The organism is Streptomyces sp. NPDC001393 (assembly GCF_053597455.1).
The window spans coordinates 100,806-114,648 of sequence record NZ_JBSFIH010000015.1 but is presented as its reverse complement, the minus strand read 5'-3'; the positions used below and the strand labels follow the sequence as shown (position 1 = coordinate 114,648).

The following is a 13,843-nucleotide window of genomic DNA, read 5'->3' as shown; positions in this document are numbered from 1 at the left end:
TGGTTGCTCGCGCAGTTCCCCGCGCCCCTCAGGGAACTGCGCTGCCCCTCTTTGAAAGGCTCAGCCCGTTGCGTCCACCAAGGCCAGGTCGTGCAGGCGATCTGGTGGGCCCGGGCGGGCGTAGTACCAGCCCTGGGCCGTGTCGCAGCCCAGTATGCGCAACTGCTCTGCCTGAGCGCCGGTTTCCACGCCCTCGACGGTGACCGCGAGGTCGAGGCTGTGGGCGAGGGTGACGATACCCTCGACGATCTTGAGGTCGACGGGGTCGGCGGGGAACTGCTGCATGCCCCGGGTGAAGGAGCGGTCCAGTTTGAGGATGCGCACCGGGAGGCGGCGCAGGTTGGCGAGGTTGGAGTAGCCGGTGCCGAAGTCGTCCAGGGCGATGTCGACGCCCATCTCGGCCAGCCGGTGCAGGGGTTTGAGCAGGTCGTCGTCGGCGCCGATGAGCGCGGACTCGGTGACCTCCAGGCAGAGGGCCTCCGGCCCGACACCCGCGCGCTCCAGGATCTCGACCGTGTCCTGGACGAGGCCCGGATGGCTGAGCTGGCACGGTGAGAGGTTGACGTTGATGCGCAGGGGCCCGGCGGTGGTCTCCTCGCCGTGGCGTTCTCGCCAGGCGCGGGCCTGGCGGATGGACTCCTCCAGGACCCAGCGGCCGAGCGGGACGATCAGGCCGGTGTGCTCGGCGAGCGGGATGAAGCGGTCGGGGCCGAGCACTCCGTGCTGGGGATGCAGCCAGCGGACGAGGGCCTCGGCACCCCGGACGCTGCCGTCGCCGAGGTGGACCAGCGGCTGGTACTCGATGAAGAACTCGCCGCGTTCCAGGGCCGTGGGGAGGGCCGTCGTCAGGCCGTGGCGGGTGATGGCGCGGGCGTCGGCCTCGGGGTCGGCGAGTTCGGAGCGGTTGCCGCCCGCGGACTTGGCCCGGTACATGGTGATGTCGGCGCTGCGCAGCACCTCCGCCGCCGTGCGCTCACCCGCCGGGCCCTCGACGATGCCGAGGCTGCCGCGCACCAGCAGGTCACGGCCGTCGATGCTGACCGGCGTGACGAGGGCGTTCATGATGCGCTCGGCGAGCTCGTCGACCTTGCGCTCGGTGCCAGGCCCCGTGGTCAGGGCCACGAACTCGTCGCCGCCGAGCCTGGCGACCATCTCACCGGGAGCGGTCGCGCAGGACTGCAGCCGGTCGGCGACCTCCACCAGCAGCCGGTCGCCGGCCGCATGCCCGAGGCTGTCGTTGATGGTCTTGAAGCCGTCCAGGTCGAGGTAGCACAGCCCGAAACGCTGGCCCTCGCCCGCGTTCAGGGCCTTCTCCAGGCGCTCGAAGAACAGGCTGCGGTTGGGCAGGCCGGTGAGCGCGTCGTGGGTGGCCTCGTAGCGCAGCCGCAGGTTGAGCAGGCGGCGCTCGGTGGTGTCCTCCATGAGGGCGAGCTGGTACTGCGGATTGCCGTCGGCGTCGCGCAGCAGGGAGACCGTCAGGTTGGTCCACAGCACCGTGCCGTCGGAGCGGTTGAAGGCCTTTTCCAGGTGGTAGTGCTCGCGCTCGCCGCGGACGAGTTCGTCGTACAGTTTCCAGGTCTGCGGCGCGTCCTCGGGGTGCACCCAGTCCTGGACGCGGCGGCCGCGCAGGGCGTGGTCGGACTGCCCGAACATGCGCAGCAGCGCCTCGTTGACCTGCAGGACGTTGCCGTCGAGGTCGGCGATGCCGATCCCTATGGCCGCCCCCTCGAAGACCGCGCGGAACCGGGCCTCGCTGGCGTGCAGCGCCTGCGCGACCACACCCTGGGCGCGCAGCGCGGCCTGGGCGATGGACTCCTGCTCGGCGAGGGTGCGTTCGCGCAGCGCCTCGGCGTATCCGGCGGCCATCGCGTGCTGCAACCGCGAGGAGCGCAGGCGTGCGTCGTCCTGGGGGCCGTCCTCGGCGCAGTACAGCACCAGGTAGGCGTCCACGCAGTCCAGGGTCCGGGTGAGCGCCTCGGGGTCGGTGCAGTGCGCGTCGACCAGGGCGGCGCCGACCGCCTTCGCGCCGTCCGCGTCGAAGCCGCGGGCACGCAGCAGCTCGCTCAACCGGCGTGCGAGCGGAAGCAGTTGTTCCTCGAACTCCGCCCGGGTCAGCGACGTGCAGGTCACCGGGTAGACCGCCCGGCTCCAGATCGTCGTGAACCGGCGCAGTCTGTCCGCCGGCCCGTCCGGCTCGGCGCTCACGCCGTACGCCCCACGCCGGCGAATCCGGAGAAGGCGAACGGATCCTCGTCCTGAGGCGCCGACTCCGGCCGCCAGTGCGGCATCGGCACCAGTCCCGGTTCCACCATGTCGTACCCCTCGAAGAACCGCGCGATCTCGCCGCGCGAGCGCATGATGAGCGGATTGCGAATGTCCTTGTATACGTCCACCGCGCCCTCGGCCCGCTCTGCGGGCAGCGGGATTCCCTCGTACGAGGCATGGGTGAGGATCAGCAGGCTGCCGGGCGCGAGGGCGTCGCGCAGCTCGGCCACCGCTGCGTAGGGGTCGTCCGCGTCTTCCACGAAGTGCAGTATGGCAACGAGAAGGAGCGCGACCGGACGGTTCAGGTCGATCAGCCGCTCCACCTGGGCGCTGGAGAGGATCTCCTGGGGCTTGCGCAGGTCCGCGGCGACGACGTCCGCCGTGTCGTTTCCGGCCAGCACCGCCTCGCTGTGCGCTACGGCGACCGGGTCGTGGTCGACGTAGACCACGCGGGCGCCCGGTACGGCCGCCTGGGCCACCTCGTGGACGTTGCCGAAGGTCGGGATGCCGGAGCCTATGTCGAGGAACTGGGTGATGCCCTCCCCGGCCGCGAACCGCACGGCACGGCGCATGAACGCCCGGTTGGCCTGCATGATCTTGGGCAGGCCCGGCATGAACTCCATCGCCCTGCGGGCCGCTTCCCGGTCCACCTCGAAGTTGTGCGAGCCGCCCAGGTAGTAGTCGTAGATCCGCGAGACGCTCGGCACCGTGATGTCGATGCTCCGTGGGGCCCAGGCGGGGCGCTCCATGTATCTCTCCAAGGGTAGGGGACAGGGACAGGCGATCCGGTGTTCGAGCTGAGGCTACTGATCGCCCGGCAAAGGAGCGACCCAAACCGGAAATTGACCGTCCGTTCCCCGCCACTGCCTGCGGCAAGTGCCCGTATGACACCGCTGTGTGACGGATTCCGCCGCATGAAACGGTCCGCCCCCTCCGTGCGGTGCGGAGGGGGCGGACCTTCGGTGGCGCTCCGGGCCGGGCGGGGCGATCGACCCTGGGGAGGTGATCTAGTTGCCCGGCGCGCCGACCGGCTTTCCGTCGGGCGAGACGGCGTACCAGGTGCCGCCCACGCCCTGACCGTTGGTGTCGCCGGGGGCCTTGTCCCCGGAGAAGGTGTAGATCGGCCAGCAGTTGACCGTCATCTGCTGCACGCCGTCGGGACGGGTGAAGCCCATCAGGCCCTTCTTCTTGACGCCCTGGGTGTCCTCGGGCTTGACGATGCCGACGGCCGGCCACTTCTGCAGGCAGGCACCGGTGCAGTTGGAGACGGACTTCGGCCAGGCCTTGTCCTTGAGGAAGCGGTAGACGGTCATCCCGTTCTTGTCGACGATGATGTCGCCCAGCTTGGGGTCCTTGCGGACGGACAGACCGGGCAGGGCGGCCAGGGAGGCCTTCTTGCCGTTCGGGGCCAGCGCGAACCACTTGCCGCCCACGCCCTGGCCGTTGACGTCTCCGGCTTTGGTGTCCTTGGCGTAGCGGTAGGCGGGCCAGCCGCCGATGGTGAGCTGCTTGGTGCCGTCGGCACGGGTGACCTCGCCCAGCAGTGACTTGTCGATGCCGGCTCCGGCCGTGGCGTCGTTGGCGGGCACGGGCGGCCAGGTGGTGGCGCAGGTGCCGTCGCAGTTCGACTTGGGCGGGTTGGCGGTGTCGTTGTCGAACCGGTACAGGGTGAGGCCGGAGCCGTCGGTCACCACCTTGCCCAGGTTGGTGTTGGTGACGGCGGCCAGCTTGCCCGCGGGGGCGGCCGCGGTCGGGGAGCCGGAGCTCTGGTTGCCGTCGGCGCCGTAACCGTTGCCCGATCCGGTGCCGGCACCGGTGGTCGGGCTGCCCGCGGGCGCGGTGGCGCCGACGTTCTGGGCCGCCGATGCCGTGGTGCCGTTGTCCTGACCGCACGCCGTCGTCAGCGCCAGCACCGCAGCGGCTGTGGCCACCAGTGAGGCGGTCCGCCAGGAGGTCTTCATGTCCAACTCCCCATATTCGCCTGGATGTTGCAGCGCCATGCCGCGCCGCCGCACGGCCATGGGTACGCACCGAGGGGGCAGGAGCGTTCAACGGGAGGAGAAGTTTCTTCGGCAGTCGCCTCGGGAGTTTCCTGCCGCGCCCTGTGACCTGTGGCGGTGCACGGGGCTCGTACGGGCGTGTGTATCGCACCAATGGCGTTCTTCTTCGCGTCAAACCACGGATCGCGCTATGTCCTCCCTTCGGAGCAATCCGGGCGCACTACGGCGTACGACCGCTTTCCGGACCCCATGATCTTCGAGTGCATGGACCCGAAGTGACCCGATGCGCGCCCGCCGCGCGGGTGTTGGCCCTGGTGACGCTGACCTGGACCCTGGTGGGCTGCCCGGCCGGAGTTGCGTCGGCCGACGCCTGTGCGTACGCCTCCACGGGGCCGGACGGCACGGTGGCGACGGCCTACGCCGGCGACCACCACTGGCCGCCCCTGCCGGCCTGTGCGAGCCCCACGCCGACACCCACCCCGACGCCCAGTCCGACACCGCCCCCGCCGCCGAGACCGGCACCGCCGAGGCCGACTCCGCGCCCGGCACCGAAGCCGACGCCGGAACCGAAGCCGCCGGCCCGGCCCCGACCGGTTCCGCCGGCCCCGCGGCCGACCCCGACTCCGCCCCCTGCACCGACGCCGCCACCCGATCCGAAGCCGAAGGCCACCGCGCGGCGCTCGGTGACGAGGGTGAGGTATCCGGCGTACCACCCGCACCCCACCGCACACACCGCGCCCGGCCACACCACGCCGGTCACCTATGTCCTGCTCATCACCGTGCCGGCGATCGTCGCCGTCGCGGCCCTGCGCCCGCGCTGACGGGCCGGGCCCCGCTCACCTTCTGGAGGTATCCGTTGCCGGATTGGCTTGTTCTCGTCCTCGCGATGCTGGCGGCCTGTGCCGTGGTGATGGTCGTCACCGTGGTACGGCACAAGCGTGCCCCTGAGGACGAGGATCCCAGCGAGACCCCGGACGTCATCGAGTACATGACGATGTGGATCGGTGTCGTGTACGCCATCGTCCTGGGCCTTGCCATCGCGGGCGTGTGGGAGGCGCGCAGCTCCGCGCAGGACTACGTACAGTCCGAGGCCCAGGCGCTGCACGAGATCTCGGAGCGGGTACGGGTCTATCCGCCCGACGTCCGGGACAAGGTCCGCGCCGATGTCAACACCTATGTCAGCTACGTCGTGCACCACGAGTGGCGGACGATGTCCGACGACGGGCGCGTCACCGACCGCGGCGCACGGCTGCTGCAGACGGTCCGCCAGGACGTCACCGACTACAAACCGAAGAACGACTTCGAGGCGCAGGCCTACCAGCCGCTGCTGGACCAGATGACCGCCGCCGACCAGGCGCGCAACGCCCGCGCCGACTCCACCGGGGCCACCATGCCGCCGGTGGTGTGGTGGGGCCTGCTCACCGGGGCGCTGGTCACCGTCGGCATGGTGTTCGCGCTGCAGATCCGGCGGACCACACGTGAGGTGGTCCTGGCGGGGCTGTTCTCCGCGACCATCGCGTTCATGCTGTTCCTCATCTGGGACTTCGACGCCCCCTACAGCCGGGGCATCGCGGTGACCGCGGAACCGTTCGTGAACCTGTTCCCGGGGGTCACCGGATAGCCCGTTGACGCACGTCACCGGCAGGCCGTCGCCCCGGCTCCCCCACGGGGGCCGGGGCGACGGTGTCTGCGCCTCAGCCCCGCTTCTCGTTCCGGCGGCGCAGCCAGAACGCGCCGCCCCCGACGACCCCCAGGGTCACGAGTCCGGCGCCGACGGCCATGTCGGCCGGTGTGGCGCCGCTGGATCTGCTGCCGCCGACACCGCCCTGGACACCGCCGAGCACCGTGAACGCGGCCGGGCGGACCAGGGTCCTGTTCTCGCAGCGGATCCTGATGTCGTACCGGCCGGGCGGGGCGTCGCGGTCCACGTTGATGGTGCCGCTCGCGGTGTCGTCGCGGAAGTCGTCGAACTGGGTGGTGGGGAAGGCGCGGGAGGACATGGTGCCGCCGTGGCAGCCGTCCGCGGTGACGGTGAGCCGGCCGCCGGCCGGGAGCACGCCGGGCGTGGCGACGATGTTCCGGGGGCCGCCGTTGCCACGGCCGCCGAAGTCGTCCTCGCTGTCGCCGAAGTCTTCATTGTGGTCGCCGGAGTCGTCACCCCGGTGGAGGTCGTCGCCGCGGTCGCCGGAGTCGTCACTCCGGGCGCCGCTGCCGTTCTCGTCGCTTCGGCCGAAGTCGTCTCCCCGGCCCGGGTCGCGGCCGGGATCCCCGTTGTCCTTGAAGTGACCGTGGATGGTGAAGTTGCCGCCGTTGCCCGTGCCGTCCGCGACGGCCACGGGGACGGCGAACCCGAGCATGGCGACCGCGGTGCACGCGGCCGCCAGGGCGCGTTGGTTTCGCATGTGCTCCTCCGCGGGAGGTCCCCGGGACCCGTCCCCGGGCGATCGGCGAGAGAACACCTCCCGGAAAGACCCTCGGGGGCGCGGAACACGCCCGCATGTCGAGAATGGTCCGTCCTGGTGAGCCAACACGCCACATAAAAAGCACATAATCGGATATTGCCGCAGGTCACGGTCCGTCAGGAATTTTCTCAGAACGGCAACTCGGATGGCGCACCACACAGGCCGTGGGCCACCCGTTCGCCACTGGACCCGGTCGCCCCTCGTGTGCGCGGGACTTAGCGTTTTCCCATGCGCGAAGGCCGTGGCGAGGCCGCGTCGAGAGGGGATGGCGAATGTCTGCGTCCGAGCTTTTCGAGCTTGCCGAAGAGGAGGAACGGCGGAAGAAGCGCGCCCCGTGGGGCGTGCTGGCGCTTGTTCTGCTGACCGGTCTGGCGCTCATCCGCAACGGTTCCGGGGAGTTCGACATCGGTCCGCCGCAGCCTGCTTCGGCGGTGGCCCCGGACAGCCACAGCGGCACGGGCACCTTCTCCGCGGCCCGGGCCTCGCTCGGGTTCTCCGCCGCCGACCGGGTCCGCATCCCCGCGATCCAGGTGAACGCGCCGGTCATGCCCGTCGGTCTGGACGCGGCCGGCTGGGTCGCCGCACCGCCGCCTGAGGACCCCAACCTGGCGGGCTGGTTCACCGGCGCGGTCTCCCCCGGCGAGAAGGGCACCGCCGTCATCGTCGGACACGTCGACAACGCACGGGGCCCCGCCGTGTTCTACGGACTCGGGTCCCTCAGGAAGGGAAACCGGATCGAGGTCCTGCGCAAGGACGGGAAGACCGCGGTGTTCGAGACCTATGGGGTCGAGGTCTTCTCCAAGAGCCGTTTTCCGGGCGCCCGCGTGTACGGCTCGAAGGGCACACCGGAACTGCGGGTCATCACCTGCGGCGGCGGTTTTTCCCAGCAGAACGGTTACGACGGGAACGTCGTCGTCTTCGCCCGCCTGGTCGCGGTGAACTGAGTCCACCGCGGCCGGGCGGCCGAAGAGCCGGGAAACGGTTACACACGCCGGTCCGGCACGGTCATGTGATATCCGGAGTCCAGGAGATGGGGCAGCCATTCGCGGATGGCGTGGACGGTCTGCGACCGGTCGCCCCCGGCGTCGTGGGAGAGCACCACGACCCCGGGGGCGGCGCCGCTCTCCACCCGGTCGATGATGGTGTCGGTGCCGGGCTCCATCCAGTCGGTGGTGTCGACCGTCCAGGCCAGCGGCTCCATGCCCATCTCGGCGCCCAGCTGGAAGGCGGCCCGGTTCCAGGCGCCGTAGGGGGCGCGGAACCACTGCGGGCGCTCGCCGTAGGTGTCCTCGATGACGTCGCTCGTGCGCTTCATCTCGGAGCGGATCTGCCTGCGGTTGAGGGTCGTCAGCAGCGGATGCGTCCAGGTGTGGTTGCCCACCACATGGCCTTCGTCGGCCATCCGGGCCACCAGCTCCTTGTTGTCGACGACGCACTCGCCGCACACGAAGAACATGGCCCGCACGTCGTACTTGGCGAGGGTGTCCAGGATGTGCGGGGTGTAGTCCGGGTTGGGGCCGTCGTCGAAGGTCAGCATCATGCTCCGGCCGCGCCCGGAGATCTGGAGGATGGGCTCCTTGCGGACCTTCAGTGTGCGCGGCGCGGCACGCGGCGGTCCGTCACCGGTGAGCGGCTGGAGCCGGAAGGCGGAGGACTTGGGCGCCTGGCGGGCCTGCGGTCCGGGAGCGGGGGCGGGGGCGGCGGTACCGCCGCCGTCCTCGGCGCCGCCCGCGAGGAACATCCCGGCGGTACCCGCCGCTCCCAGCGCGGCGGCGCCGGCCAGGAGCATCCGGCGCCGTGTGAGCAACTGATCCTTCTGCATGACCCATCAGTCGCCCCACCGGACTCCGGCGCACCGCAGCGACACCGGCTCGGCAGCGGGAATACGCCCGGACGGACCAGTGCCGGGGCCGGTGCGGAACCGGTCATGTGCCTCTGGTAGTCATTCATCCGCGCAGAGGGCCGACAACGGATGTGGGGGCGAGCCGAGTTGGTGCACGCGGGAGAGAACGGGCTGCGGCGCAGGGGGCCGGCGGTGGTCCTGCTGGCGGCCGCCCAGGTGCTGGTCGTCTTCGACACCACCGTCTTCACGGTGGGGCTGCCGTGGATCGCGGTCCGGTCGCAGCTGTCCTTCCAGGGCCTGACCTGGCTGCTGAGCGTGTACAGCGTGTGTTTCGCCGCGCTGCCGGTGCTCGCGGGGGCGCTGGGTGAGGCGTTCGGGCAGCGACGCGTGCTGATGGGCGGCCTCGCCCTGTCGAGCCTGGCCGCCGTGGCACCGGCCGTGACGGTGGACTCCGGGGTGCTGCTCGCCTCACGGGCGGTGCAGGGTGTCGCGGCGGCGGTGATCACGGCCGGCGCGCTGGCGCTGATCGACTCCACGCATCCGGAGGGTCCGGGCCGGGACCGGGCGCTGAGCGTGCACTTCGCGGTCGTCGCCTGTGCCGGACCGGCGATGCTGCTGCCCACCACCATGCTGCTGGACGCCTCGGTGCGGGGCGAGACGGTGTTCTGGGTGCAGGCCGTCGCGGGGGCGGTGCTGCTGGTGCTTACCCCGGTGGTGCTCACCGAGTCCGCTCCCCTGCCCGGGGCCGGCGCGCGGGTGGGCCGTGCGGCGCTGGGCGTCGTCCCGCTGGGTTTCCTGGCGTGGTTCGCGGACTGGCTCGGTGACCACAGCGTGTCCGCGACGACGGTCGTCGTCATCGCGGTGGCTGGCGCGCTGCTGCCGTCCGCTCTGGGCCTGCTGGGCCGGTCTGAGCGGGTGCCGGAACTCCTCGCCCGGCTGGGCCGGGAGCGCGCCGCGTTCGGCGGGTACACGGTGGTGGCGCTGCTGGCGGCCGGCCTGGCCGGTGCCCTGTACGCCCTCACGCTCGCCCTGCAGGTGATCGGCGGGCTGTCCGTGATGCAGGTCGGCTGGGCCCTGCTGTCCGCCGTCGCCGGGGTGCTGCTGGGCTGCCTGGCCCTTCCCCGGGTGGCCGCGCGCATCGGGCTCGGTGCCGCGGCGGCCGGGGCCTGCGGGGTGGCGGCCGTCGGCTTCGTCCTGCTGGGCAGGGAGGACGCCTTCCGCTTCGCCGATGTGCTGCTGCCGCTGCTGCTGATCGCCTTCGGCTGCGCGGTGCTCGCCCTGCCCGCCGGTTTCGCCCGGTCCGGGAGCGGTGCGCTGCCCCAGGGCCTGAACTCGTCGCGGCAGCTGGGCGCCGGCCTGGGCGTGTCGCTGTTCGCCGGGATCGTCTCGGTCGCCATGCAGCGCATCCCGCGGTCCTCGCCCTCTGGGACCTACTACCAGGACTACAAGGCCTTCATGACAGGCGCGGTCCGCGACTGCTTCGAGCTGGGCCTGGCGCTGTGTGTGACGGGCGCCGTGGTCGCGCTGCTGGCCCTGCCCCGGCACCGCTTCCCGGCGCCCGACCCGGACCCGGGCCTCAGCGGCGGCGCACCAGCGGGAACGGCAGGGTCTCCCGGATCGTCAGGCCGGTGAGGAACATCACGAGCCGGTCGACACCGAGGCCGAGTCCGCCGGTCGGGGGCATCGCGTACTCGAGGGCCTGAAGGAAGTCCTCGTCCAGCTCCATGGCCTCCGGGTCCCCGCCGGCGGCCAGCAGCGACTGCTCGGTCAGCCGCCGGCGCTGTTCCACGGGGTCGGTCAACTCGGAGTAGGCGGTGCCGAGTTCGGTGCCGAAGGCGACGAGGTCCCAGCGCTCGGCGAGGCGTGGGTCGGTGCGGTGCTGCCGGGTCAGCGGGGAGACGTCGGTCGGGAAGTCCTTGTAGAACGTGGGGAGTTGGGTGCGTTCCTCGACCAGTCGCTCGTACATCTCCAGGACGATGTCGCCGGGCCCGTCGTCGGCGGTGTACGGCACCCCGGCCCGGTCGCACAGCCGGTGCAGCCGCAGCAGTTCGGTGCCGGGGCCGATCTCCTCCCCCAGCGTCTCCGAGAGCGCGCCGTACACCGTCCTGACCGGCCACTCCCCGGAGATGTCGTACTCCTGCCCGTCCTTGCGGGCCACCGGGGAGCCGAAGGCGGCCCGCGCCGCGCCCTGGATCAGCTCGCGGGTGAGGTCGAGCATGACGTCGTAGTCGGCGTACGCCTGGTAGGCCTCCAGCATCGTGAACTCGGGGTTGTGCTTGTAGGAGACGCCCTCGTTGCGGAAGGTGCGGCCCAGTTCGAAGACCTTCTCCAGGCCGCCGACGCACAGCCGCTTCAGGTACAGCTCGGGGGCGATGCGCAGGTACAGGTCGAGGTCGTAGGCGTTGATGTGGGTGGTGAAGGGGCGGGCGGTGGCGCCGCCGTGGATCGGCTGGAGCATCGGGGTCTCGACCTCCACGAACCCGCGGTCCAGCAGGCCCTGGCGCAGGGCCTGTACGGCGGCGGAGCGGGCCCGGATCACGGTGCGGGCGGCGGGACTGGTCGCGAGGTCGAGATAGCGGCGGCGGACTTTCGCCTCGGGGTCGGCGAGGCCACGGCGCTTGTCGGGCAGCGGGCGCAGACACTTGCCGGTGAGCTGCCAGGAGGTGACGAAGACGGTGGGTTCGCCCTTGTCGCTGAGGCCGGTGCGGCCGGTCGCGGTGATGTGGTCGCCGATGTCGCATCCGGCGGTGAATCGGTCGAGGGCGGTGCCGGAGCGGTCGCGGGTGAGGGCGATCTGGTGGTCGCCGGACCAGTCGCGCAGCACGGCGAAGACGACGCCCCCGAAGTCGCGGACCAGCATGACCCGTCCGGCGACGGTGACGTCCTCGTCGGGGGGCACGTCGGCGAGGGCGTGGGTGGGGGCGGGGACACCGACCGGGTACGGGTCGGTGCCACCGGTGCGCAGCCGGTCGAGCTTGTGATGCCGGACGCGTACCTGGTCGGGCAGGCCCGCGTCCGGTGCGCCGGGCCCGGCCTGCTCCCCTCCGCCGAGACCGAGCGCCGTCAGGGGTGGCAGCCCTTGGGTGGTCGCGGGCCGCTGCCCTGGCTTCGGGTGCCCCTTTCCCCAGAGTTTGCGCAACGACGGTACGGAGACGAAGCCTTCGGCAATGCCGGAGGCCAGGCCGATACGGGCGAGGGAGCCGGTGTCGCCGTAGCAGATGAAGCGCGGGTACCACTCCGGGTGGAACTTGGCGTTGGAGCGGTACAGGGCCTCCAGTTGCCACCAGCGGGAGAAGAACAGCAGCAGGCGGCGCCAGAGCCTCAGGACGGGTCCGGCGCCGATGCGGGCCCCCTCCTCGAAGACCGACCGGAACACCGCGAAGTTCAGCGAGATCCTGCGGATGCCCAGCTTGGGGGCCGCGGCACACAGTTCGGCAACCATGAACTCCATGACCCCGTTGGGCGCTGCGCGGTCACGGCGCATCAGGTCCAGGGAGACGCCGTCGCGGCCCCAGGGCACGAAGGAGAGCAGGGCGAGGAGCCTGCCGTCCTCGCCGAGGGCCTCCACCAGCAGGCAGTCGCCGTCGGCGGGGTCGCCGAGCCGGTCCAGGGCCATGGAGAAGCCGCGCTCGGTCTCGGTGTCGCGCCAGGCGTCGGCCTTGTCGACGACCTCCTTCATCTCGTGGTCGGTGAGGGTGGCGTGCCGGCGGATGCGGCAGGTGGCGCCGGTGCGGCGGACCCGGTGCACGGCCTGCCGGGTCACCCGCATGTCCCGGCCGTTCAGGTCGAAGGAGGCCACCGGCAGGATCGCCTCGTCGCCGAGCTGGAGGGCGCCGAGTCCGGCGCGGGCGTAGGCGCGGGCGCCGTCCTCGGAGGCGCCCATCACGGCGGGCGCCCAGGCGTAGCGGCGGGCCACGTCCAGCCAGGCGGCGATGGCGTGCGGCCAGGCCTCCATGTCACCGACGGGGTCGCCGCTGGCCAGGCAGACGCCCGCCTCGACGCGGTAGGTGACGGCGGCCTTGCCGCTGGGCGAGAAGACGACGGCCTTGTCGCGGCGGGTGGCGAAGTAGCCGAGGGAGTCCCGTGCGCCGTAGGCGGCCAGGAGGGCGCGGATGCGGGGCTCCTCGTCGCCGTGCAGCGCGGCTTCCAGGCGCTGGGACCGGAACAGCGTGGCGGCGGCGTTGAGCAGCGCGAGGGCGCCGAGCAGGCCGAGCACGAAGGTGACCTTGCGGGGCGGCCGGCCGGAGAAGGAGCTGCCCGAGACCAGGCCGCCGCACACCCGGTCGGCCGCCCAGGCCAGGTGCTCGTTCGCCGGCAGCGTGCCCGGGAACAGCATGACCAGGCCCCAGCCCAGCAGGATGGCCACGGCGAGCCCGCCCAGCAGCACGGCGAGCGCCCGCCACACGGCACCGCGCCGGGAGGCGGCGTAGAACTCCCCTCGGGCCACGACGAGCAGGAGCAGCAGCAGGCCGCACAGCGCCAGCGACGGCAGCGACTCGGCGTACAGGCCGAGGCTCACGCCGAGGGCGTCGGTGAGCACGACCAGGCCGAGGTAGACGACGACCAGCCACCAGGCGACCTTCTTGCGGGCCGCGGTGGCGCCGGCCAGCAGGAACAGGAAGACGGCGTAGGCCAGGTTGGCGCTGATGGGTACCAGCAGCAGGTCGAGGGCGTGGACGACCGGCTGGAGCAGGTCGCGGAGCGGCTCGATGAGCGCGATCAGGGCGCACAGCAGGCCGAGGGCGGCGAACAGCGCCGCGAAGGCCTCCGGCACCCAGCCGAGGCGTCCGCCGGCGGGCGGGCGTATCGGGGCCGTGGGGTCCCTCCGTGCGGCGGGCTCCGCGCGTGCGGTCATGGTTCCGACTGTAAAAAGGGGCCGCCCGACTCGCCCGTCGAGGGGCTGCCGGGGGCCGGGAGACGGGGTCCTGGGGGATCCGGGTCCGGGAGACCGGATCCCGGGAGACAGGGTCCCAGGAGACCGGGTCGCGGGTGCCGGAACGGGGGGCCGGAGACCGGGGGCAGGCAGAGGCGGGGTGCGGGCGGCAGGGGCGGGGGCAGAAACAGGGGGCAGATGCGGAGAGGGGGCGCCGGGGCCGGGGATCGGGGCGATAACAGGGCGCCGGGGCAGGAGGCCGGGGACAGGGCCGGGGACCATGGGTGGAGACCGGGTCCCGGGACCAGAGATGGGGGCAGAGGCCCGGTCACCGGCACGGCACGGCACGGCCGGCCCACCTCGGTGAAGGCTTGTGGTCCGGGGCCGTGCCCCGGCGGCT

At 72.0% G+C, this 13,843-nt stretch carries 10 protein-coding genes; 4 read left to right on the top strand and 6 right to left on the bottom strand.

Features of this window, described 5'->3' with window-relative positions; translation table 11 throughout:
• Window positions 1-60: 60 nt before the first annotated feature.
• The 3 genes from ACWC2T_RS18810 to ACWC2T_RS18800 form a co-directional block, all read right to left on the bottom strand.
• Window positions 61-2,205: a putative bifunctional diguanylate cyclase/phosphodiesterase gene (locus tag ACWC2T_RS18810; RefSeq protein WP_450671449.1), complete on the bottom strand. Its 2,145-nt coding sequence runs from the start codon at window positions 2,203-2,205 to the stop codon at window positions 61-63.
• Window positions 2,202-3,014 (bottom strand): SAM-dependent methyltransferase, encoded by an 813-nt coding sequence (locus ACWC2T_RS18805; protein WP_450671448.1) that lies wholly within the window; start codon window positions 3,012-3,014, stop codon window positions 2,202-2,204. The genes ACWC2T_RS18810 and ACWC2T_RS18805 overlap by 4 nt, the downstream gene beginning before the upstream one ends.
• A 258-nt stretch (window positions 3,015-3,272) precedes the next feature.
• Window positions 3,273-4,226 carry an SCO0930 family lipoprotein gene (locus ACWC2T_RS18800; protein ID WP_450671447.1) on the bottom strand — a complete coding sequence of 318 codons (954 nt, stop codon included), beginning with the start codon at window positions 4,224-4,226 and terminating at the stop codon, window positions 3,273-3,275.
• Between the two features lie 731 nt (window positions 4,227-4,957).
• Here ACWC2T_RS18800 and ACWC2T_RS18795 point away from each other — a divergent pair.
• Complete coding sequence (locus tag ACWC2T_RS18795) at window positions 4,958-5,086, top strand: hypothetical protein (RefSeq protein ID WP_450671446.1); 129 nt, start codon at window positions 4,958-4,960, stop codon at window positions 5,084-5,086.
• Between the two features lie 35 nt (window positions 5,087-5,121).
• Complete coding sequence (locus tag ACWC2T_RS18790; RefSeq protein ID WP_450671445.1) at window positions 5,122-5,886, top strand: bestrophin-like domain; 765 nt, start codon at window positions 5,122-5,124, stop codon at window positions 5,884-5,886.
• A 73-nt stretch (window positions 5,887-5,959) separates the two neighbouring features.
• Here the strand turns inward: ACWC2T_RS18790 and ACWC2T_RS18785 are convergent, their stop codons facing one another.
• Entirely contained in the window at window positions 5,960-6,667 is a 708-nt protein-coding gene (locus tag ACWC2T_RS18785) for a hypothetical protein (RefSeq protein WP_450671444.1), read from the bottom strand.
• Window positions 6,668-6,999: 332 nt separating this feature from the next.
• Between ACWC2T_RS18785 and ACWC2T_RS18780 the strand changes: the two genes are divergently transcribed.
• Entirely contained in the window at window positions 7,000-7,671 is a 672-nt protein-coding gene (locus ACWC2T_RS18780; protein WP_450671443.1) for a class F sortase, read from the top strand.
• A gap of 38 nt (window positions 7,672-7,709) precedes the next feature.
• Here ACWC2T_RS18780 and ACWC2T_RS18775 read toward each other — a convergent pair whose 3' ends face one another.
• Window positions 7,710-8,549, bottom strand: a complete 840-nt coding sequence (locus ACWC2T_RS18775) for a polysaccharide deacetylase family protein (RefSeq protein ID WP_450671442.1) — start codon at window positions 8,547-8,549, stop codon at window positions 7,710-7,712.
• Window positions 8,550-8,699: 150 nt separating this feature from the next.
• Between ACWC2T_RS18775 and ACWC2T_RS18770 the strand changes: the two genes are divergently transcribed.
• The gene (locus ACWC2T_RS18770; RefSeq protein WP_450671441.1) at window positions 8,700-10,202 is read left to right on the top strand and encodes an MFS transporter; all 1,503 of its coding nucleotides are present in this window, start codon (window positions 8,700-8,702) and stop codon (window positions 10,200-10,202) included.
• Here the strand turns inward: ACWC2T_RS18770 and lysX are convergent.
• Window positions 10,147-13,425 carry a bifunctional lysylphosphatidylglycerol synthetase/lysine--tRNA ligase LysX gene (gene lysX, locus ACWC2T_RS18765; protein WP_450671440.1) on the bottom strand — a complete coding sequence of 1,093 codons (3,279 nt, stop codon included), beginning with the start codon at window positions 13,423-13,425 and terminating at the stop codon, window positions 10,147-10,149. The genes ACWC2T_RS18770 and lysX overlap by 56 nt on opposite strands.
• Window positions 13,426-13,843: the final 418 nt, after the last annotated feature.

Excerpts from the sequence above, each read along its gene's own strand:
- ACWC2T_RS18800 (WP_450671447.1), bottom strand. The coding sequence starts at position 4,226 with ATGAAGACCTCCTGGCGGACCGCCTCACTGGTGGCCACAGCCGCTGCG.
- ACWC2T_RS18775 (WP_450671442.1), bottom strand. The coding sequence starts at position 8,549 with ATGCAGAAGGATCAGTTGCTCACACGGCGCCGGATGCTCCTGGCCGGC.
- ACWC2T_RS18785 (WP_450671444.1), bottom strand. The coding sequence starts at position 6,667 with ATGCGAAACCAACGCGCCCTGGCGGCCGCGTGCACCGCGGTCGCCATG.
- ACWC2T_RS18805 (WP_450671448.1), bottom strand. The coding sequence starts at position 3,014 with ATGGAGCGCCCCGCCTGGGCCCCACGGAGCATCGACATCACGGTGCCG.
- lysX (WP_450671440.1), bottom strand. The coding sequence starts at position 13,425 with ATGACCGCACGCGCGGAGCCCGCCGCACGGAGGGACCCCACGGCCCCG.
- ACWC2T_RS18780 (WP_450671443.1), top strand. The coding sequence starts at position 7,000 with ATGTCTGCGTCCGAGCTTTTCGAGCTTGCCGAAGAGGAGGAACGGCGG.
- ACWC2T_RS18770 (WP_450671441.1), top strand. The coding sequence starts at position 8,700 with ATGTGGGGGCGAGCCGAGTTGGTGCACGCGGGAGAGAACGGGCTGCGG.